4 protein-coding genes are annotated in these 4,643 nt (G+C 77.1%); 3 read left to right on the top strand and 1 reads right to left on the bottom strand.

Annotation, left to right across the window (positions count from 1 at the left end):
- The 3 genes from HGA02_RS11035 to HGA02_RS11045 form a co-directional block, all read left to right on the top strand.
- Window positions 1-759: 3-oxoacyl-[acyl-carrier-protein] synthase III C-terminal domain-containing protein (locus HGA02_RS11035; RefSeq protein ID WP_210728446.1), on the top strand; the 759-nt coding region annotated here is incomplete at its 5' end.
- Window positions 760-763: 4 nt separating this feature from the next.
- Window positions 764-1,600, top strand: a complete 837-nt coding sequence (locus HGA02_RS11040; RefSeq protein ID WP_168679051.1) for an MBL fold metallo-hydrolase — start codon at window positions 764-766, stop codon at window positions 1,598-1,600.
- Window positions 1,601-1,679: 79 nt separating this feature from the next.
- Window positions 1,680-2,963, top strand: coding sequence for a F390 synthetase-related protein (locus tag HGA02_RS11045; RefSeq protein ID WP_168679052.1), 1,284 nt, complete (start codon window positions 1,680-1,682; stop codon window positions 2,961-2,963).
- 331 nt (window positions 2,964-3,294) lie between these two features.
- Here the strand turns inward: HGA02_RS11045 and HGA02_RS21695 are convergent, their stop codons facing one another.
- On the bottom strand, window positions 3,295-4,560 hold the full coding sequence (locus tag HGA02_RS21695) for a nucleotide disphospho-sugar-binding domain-containing protein (RefSeq protein WP_168679053.1): 1,266 nt from the start codon (window positions 4,558-4,560) through the stop codon (window positions 3,295-3,297).
- Window positions 4,561-4,643: the final 83 nt, after the last annotated feature.

Here is a 4,643-nt window from a genome sequence, read left to right on the forward strand (position 1 = left end):
GTCTCGGCCGTGGCGCCCGAGCAGCCCATGCCCACGACCGCCGTCCTCACGGCGGCGCACCTGGGCGTCCCGGGCGGGCGGGTCGCGGCGCTCGACGTGAACGCGTCGTGCGTCGGCTTCCTGACGGCGCTCGACCTCGCGTCGGCGGCGGTCGCCGTCGGGCGGTGGGAGCGGGTCGCGGTCGTCGCGACCGAGATCGCCTCGAAGGGGCTCGACCACCGCGAGGTCGAGGGGTCGGCGCTGTTCGGCGACGGTGCGGCCGCGGTCGTCGTCGGTGCGGCCGCGCCGGACGACGGGTCCGCGGTGCTCGCGAGCGCGTCGGGGGTGTGGCCCGAGGCCCGGTCCGCCTGCCGGATCGACGCGGGCGGGACGCGGTTCAACGTGACCACCCCGCCTGACGACCCGTCGGCCTACCTGTTCCGGATGGACGGTGCCGCGCTGCTGCGGCAGGTCGCCCGCCACCTGCCCGGCTTCCTGCGTGACCTCGAGGAGCGGGCGGGCCTCGGCGTCGCCGAGGTGGACGTCGTCGTGCCGCACCAGGCGAGCGCCGTGGGCCTGCGCTACCTCCGCGAACGCGTGGGGGTGCAGCCGGACGCGGTCGTCGACATCCTCGCCGACCACGGCAACCAGGTGTCCGCGTCGGTGCCCACCGCCCTGCACCACGCCGTGACGTCGGGCCGGCTGCGACGCGGCGGGACGGCGCTGCTGCTCGGCACCGGCGCGGGGCTTGCCCTGTCGGCCACGATGCTGCGGTACTGACGCCATGACCGTCGAGCTGACGCTGCTGGAGGCCGGGCACACCACGCACAGCGCGGGCGTCGCGCGACGTGGAGCCGGCCGGGCACCCGTCCGATTCCCCGCGCTCGTCGGGGTCGTGCGGCACGCGGGCGGCGTCGTGCTGGTCGACACCGGGTACGCGCCGCGCGTCGTCGAGGCGCTGTCGCACGGGATCGACCGCGTCTACGGCGGCCTGCTGCCCGTGCACGTCGGGCCGGACGAGTCGGCGGTCGCGCAGCTCGCCGCGCAGGGGATCGACGCGACCGCGGTGACGCACGTCGTCCTCACCCACCTGCACGCCGACCACGTCGGCGGGCTGCGCGACTTCCCGTCCGCACGCGTCGTCGTGGCGCGGCGGGCCGTCGACGAGATCGCGTGCGTCCGCGGGTTCGGCCGCCTCCGCCGCGGACTGGCCCCCGGGCTGCTCCCCGACGACCTGGCCGACCGCCTGCTCGACCCCATGACGCTCCCGCGTGCGGACGGCGCGGACCTCGAGCCGCTGGGCGGCGCGCGGGACCTGCTCGGTGACGGGACGGTCGTGATCGTGCCGCTTCCCGGGCACGCGACCGGTCACCTCGGTGTCCTCGTGCGGACGCCCGCGCGCGACGTGCTGCTCATCGGCGACGCCGCGTGGGACCGCCGCGCCGTGACGCACCGCGAGCTGCCTGCGCCCGTCGTCCGGCTGCTGTCCGCCGACTGGCCCCGGTACACGCGGACCATCGACGCCCTGCACCGCCTCACGCAGGGCCGCCCCGACCTGGTCGTCGTGCCCGCGCACGACGCGGTGGCGATCGACGAGGCCCGGGCGGTGCTGTCGTCGTGACCGTGGCACGCGTCCCGTGGTCCGTGGGCCGTGCGCGGCGGCAGGCGTCCGCCCCCGTGCTCGTCCTGGCGTCGCTGCCGTGAGCCGGGCGCGCGTCGTCTGGCACTACGCGCGGGCGCGGCGGCGGACGTTCGCCGACCGGACGGCCCTCGGGGCGTGGCAGGACCGGCACCTGCGTCGGGTGCTGCGGCTCGCGCCGCGCCGGTACGCGTTCTACGCGGGGACGACGCCGCGCGCGCTCACCGACCTGCCGGTCGTCGACAAGGCCGACGTGCTCGCGCGGTTCGCCGACCTCAACGTCCGTGGCGTCGGCCTCGACGAGTGCCTCGCGGCCGCCCGTTCCGCCGAACGTGGGCGCGACTTCGGCACGACCCTGCGCGGGCTCTCCGTCGGCCTGTCCTCCGGGACGACGGGCCGGCAGACCGCGTTCCTCACGTCGGCCGCCGAGCGCGACCGGTGGGCGGGCGAGGTCCTGGCCCGCACGCTCCCGGACGGCCTGCTCGCCGGGGCTCGCGTCACGCTCGTCCTGCGCGCGGGCGGGCCGCTGTACGAGAGCGTCGACGGCGGACGCGTGAGCTTCCGGTTCGTCGACCTCGCGCTCGCCGAGGACCGCCTGCTCGACGAGATCCGCGCCGCCGACCCGACCGTGCTCGTCGCGCCCCCGTCCGTGCTGGTCGCGGTCGCCCGTGCCGGCCTCGGGCTGCGACCGCGGCGGGTGCTGTCAGTCGCGGAGGTGCTCGACCCGCACGACGCGGCCGCCGTCGAGGACGGGCTGGGCGTGCGGGTCGACCAGGTCTACCAGGCGGCCGAGGGGTTCCTCGGGGCGAGCTGCCGGCACGGCCGGCTGCACCTCGCGGAGGACCTCGTCGTCGTCGAGCGGGAGGACGTCGGCGGCGGACGGTTCGTGCCCGTCGTGACCGACCTGTTCCGCAGCAGCCAGGCCGTGCTGCGCCGTCGTGTCGGTGACGTGCTGGTGCCCGACGAGGAGCCCTGCCCGTGCGGCTCCCCGATGCTCGTGGTCCGCGAGATCGTCGGCCGGTCCGACGACGTGCTCTGGCTCCCGCGCGCGGGTGCGGCGGGGCCGGCCCTCGGGTCGTTCCACCCCGACTTCGTGCGGGCCGCGGTGCTCGCGGTCCCCGAGGTCGACGACTTCCGCGTCGACCAGACGGCGACCCACGTGCTGCGGCTCGCCGTCGAGCCCACGACCGCCTTCGACGCCGCCCGACGCTCGCTCGAGCGCGCGCTCGCGGACGCCGGGCTCGCCGTGCCGTCGGTCGTGCCCGGCGAGGTCGAGCCGCGGGACCCGCTCGTCAAGCGTCGACGCGTCCGGCGCGACCCCGCCGTCCCCGCCGGAGCGCGCTGACCTCGGCGGTCGGCGCGAGACCCGGGTCGTCCCCGCAGGGGGCGTGCTGACCTCGGCGGTGAGCGTGAGATCCGACGCTTCCCTCCGGGCTGCTGTCGTCGGCGGTCGGCGTGAGATCGACGCTCCTCCACCGGCGCGCTGACCTCGGCGGTCGGGTCCGACCCGAGCCGTCCCGGAGCGGCACGCGGACCCGTCGGTCACGAGGCCCGGCCGCCGGAGGACGACGGTCGCCCGCCGGTTCCCGCGAGACGGAACCGACTCATGGGGCCGCACTGCGTGCGTCGACCCGACACGCGAGCCGCCGTGCGCGCCGTGGCATGCGGGACGCAAGTCAGCGACCGGCCGCGTACCGGTGACCCTCCAGCGCGTCGTCGATCGCGTCGGCGACCCCGGCGACCGGGTCGTACGTGGTGGCCGCGGTGGCGAGCGCGTCCAGCCGCGAGCGGTCGGAACCGAGCACCGAGCGCACGGCCTCGGCGACGCGGCGGCCGTCGAGGCCCCGCACCCGCACGCCGGCACCGGCCGCGGCGATGCGCGCCGCGAAGTCGAACTGGTCGTAGTCCTGCGGGCACACGACCGCGGGGACGGCGGCGCGGATCGCGCTGTAGGTGATGCCCGCGCCGCCGTGGTGCACGACGGCCGCGCAGCCGGGCAGGACGTCGTCGTAGGGGAGGTGGGCGAAGACGTGCACCTGTCCGTCGACGACGAGCGGGTCGCGCGAGCGTCGGGCTGCGTCTCCCAGGCTCACGACGACCGCATGCCCGGGCAGGCCGTCGGCCAGCGCCCGGGCCTCCTCGACGAGTCGGTGCTTGGCCCACGGCAGGTGCGTGCCGAGCGTGACGAGCACGCGTGGGCCGCGGGGGAGCCGCGGCGCGGCCCCTGCCTCCGGGGTGCCGGTGACCGGGCCGACCATGCGGAACGCCGCGGGCCAGTCGCGGTCGAGCTCGAGCTCGGTCATCCCGAGCCCCAGGATGTGGGTCGGCGAGTAGGCGGCCTCCGACCCGTCGGCCCGGTAGACGCCCGTCCCGGCGGCGCGGAACGCGGGCGCGAGGACGCGCTGCATCGCCCGCTTGGTCACGCGCGTGGCGGTGCGGCCGGCGGCGTCCCGGACGCGGTGGCCGGCGTGCCGCGCCGGTCCCCAGCCGCCGCAGTAGGACGGCGTGCCCGTGCGCGTCTCGAGCGCGAACGGGGTCGGCATGGTCGTGAGCCAGGGCAGGCCGTGGTCGAGCGCGACCATGCCCGCGACCGGTGCCGTGAAGTCGGCGAGCACGGCGTCGGGGCGGTCGCGTCGGACCAACGCGTCGATCTCCGTGCGAGCGCGGGGGAGCAGGCGCAGGTTCGCCGCGAGCTGGCGCGTGAGCAGCAGCGGGTTCGACCGGACCGGGCCGTTCGTGTCGGCGATCCGGTCGAACACGTGCGGGTCGTCGGGCAGGAGCGTGTCGGCGTCGAACCCGTGCTCCCGCAGCAGGTCGACCTTCGTCGCGCCCGTCGCGAAGCGGACGTCGAACCCGCGGTCGCGCAGGCCGCGGCCGAGCGCGACGAGCGGGTTGAGGTGCCCGGCGAACGGCGGAGCGACCAGCAGCAGCCGGGCGCTCACGACGCACTCCCGGAGCGGCTGTCGTGACGGCCCGGACGCGCGGGCGGCCCGACGCGACCGGGATCGCCGACGGCGCCGACCTC

It is taken from the genome of Cellulomonas septica, assembly GCF_012396155.1.
GTDB classification, from domain to species: domain Bacteria; phylum Actinomycetota; class Actinomycetes; order Actinomycetales; family Cellulomonadaceae; genus Cellulomonas; species Cellulomonas septica.